The 1,718-nt window shown below is 30.0% G+C and carries 2 protein-coding genes; both read left to right on the top strand.

The window, feature by feature from the left end; translation table 11 throughout:
- Window positions 1–241 precede the first annotated feature (241 nt).
- On the top strand, window positions 242–892 hold the full coding sequence (locus ML462_RS15960; protein ID WP_240714832.1) for an AbiU2 domain-containing protein: 651 nt from the start codon (window positions 242–244) through the stop codon (window positions 890–892).
- 152 nt (window positions 893–1,044) lie between these two features.
- The gene (locus ML462_RS15955; protein WP_240714831.1) at window positions 1,045–1,629 is read left to right on the top strand and encodes a hypothetical protein; all 585 of its coding nucleotides are present in this window, start codon (window positions 1,045–1,047) and stop codon (window positions 1,627–1,629) included.
- The last annotated feature ends 89 nt before the right edge of the window (window positions 1,630–1,718 follow it).

The following is a 1,718-nucleotide window of genomic DNA, read 5'->3' as shown; positions in this document are numbered from 1 at the left end:
TGACGGAATCTCAAGTTCCCACGGTTCATGTAACCTTATTCCTCTCTTTTGTTCTTTCTGGTTATACATTCAAAATTTAGAGAAATTAAACTTAAGACGGTTCATCGCCAATAAGCGGCACCGTTAGTAAGAAAATAATTAACTTGACCAACAAACCAATACTAAGCCGACAACTCCGCGTCCCAACTCCCGCAACTGGCGATAGCCGAGACCGTTGTATGCAAGCCTCACAAAAATTTAGATGAAAGAAAATTCGGAAATTTTAAAACATAAACTGACTGAAATTAGAGAAATTCTTTTGGAATTAGAATGTTTAAAACAAGATATCCGTTCTATTCATAATCCAGAGGAAGAATATTTCGAAAGAATGATAAAAAAATCAAGATTTTTCTATCGACTATATTTAAACTACACAAAATTATTCGTGATTGACTGCCATAAATTAATTGATAAAAAAGAACATTTCAATATTTTAAATCTAATAAACTATAGTCAATCAAATATTGATAAAATTGATTGGCACCATAAGCCAACTCACTCTTCATTAGAAAAGTTAAAAACTAAATTTTTGAAAACCAGCGACCACTTCGGTGATATTAGTCTTTTAAGGAATAAAGTTTTCGCGCATACTGACAGAAAAAAATCGGAAATAAAATATAATATTACTCTTAAAGATTTTTGGGAGATATTGACATCGTTACAAGAAATTTTCAGAGAAGTAAATTTACATTTTGACAATACAAATTGGCAATTTCAAATACTTTATCCAGAACCTAACGCAATCAAAAATTCATATAAATATTTAAAAATTAAAGATTTGTATTTTAATAGTTTTAAATCTGATAAAGATATATTTACAAAGGAAGAAGTAAAGAAAATAATTAGAAGTTAAGGCCAGCATACAACAACGGTTCATCGCCAATAAGCGGCAGCGTTACTAAGAAAATAATTAACTTGACGAACAAACCAACACTAAGCCGACAAATCCGCGTCCCCTACTCCGCCAACTGGCGATAACCGAGACCGTTGGCTATAATTAAGTTTATGAAAAATAGAATTTCTGTAGTTTTGATTTTGCTGATGATGATTGTTTTGTCACAAAACATATTCGCACAAAATTCTATCAAAATTATAGGTAAAGTTTCTTTTTTTGAGAATGATGAACTTGCATATGGAGCAAATATTGAAACGTATAAGAATAACCAACTAGTTGATAAAATAAATGCTGATTTAAAAAGTGGAAATTTTGATTTCACAACATCAAATAAAATTGATAAAATAGTTTTTTCATTCTCTTATTGTTACTCCACTATATTGGAAAATATTAATAATCTAAATGGTAAAAAATTAGATCTTAATGAGATTAAGATTTATGCAATTCCGAATACATTTACCAGGTATGCAACCAAAGAGGCTGAACGAAAAGACAGAAAAGAATCTAGACAGAAATTCAGAAAATTAAAGAAAGGAATAATAATTAAATCCGGTAAAAGAAACTACCTAATGCGATTGAAAAAGAGAAATGGAGAATACGCTTTCTACATTGATTTTAAAGATTTTCAAAACAAAAAAATAGTTTCACTTAACTATAGCCAACAAAGAACTAAGGTAAAATCCAAGTCCTTTTAAGCTAATTTCGATAAATAATTTTCTTGGTAATAGGTTCCTGATTTGGCGATGGCAAATGCCTGTTTCAGGAGCTTATTACATACGGCTAT

Origin of the sequence: Christiangramia lutea, from assembly GCF_022489035.1 — a bacterium.
Taxonomy (GTDB): Bacteria; Bacteroidota; Bacteroidia; order Flavobacteriales; family Flavobacteriaceae; genus Christiangramia; species Christiangramia lutea.
This window is presented reverse-complemented; position numbering and strand designations above follow the sequence as displayed.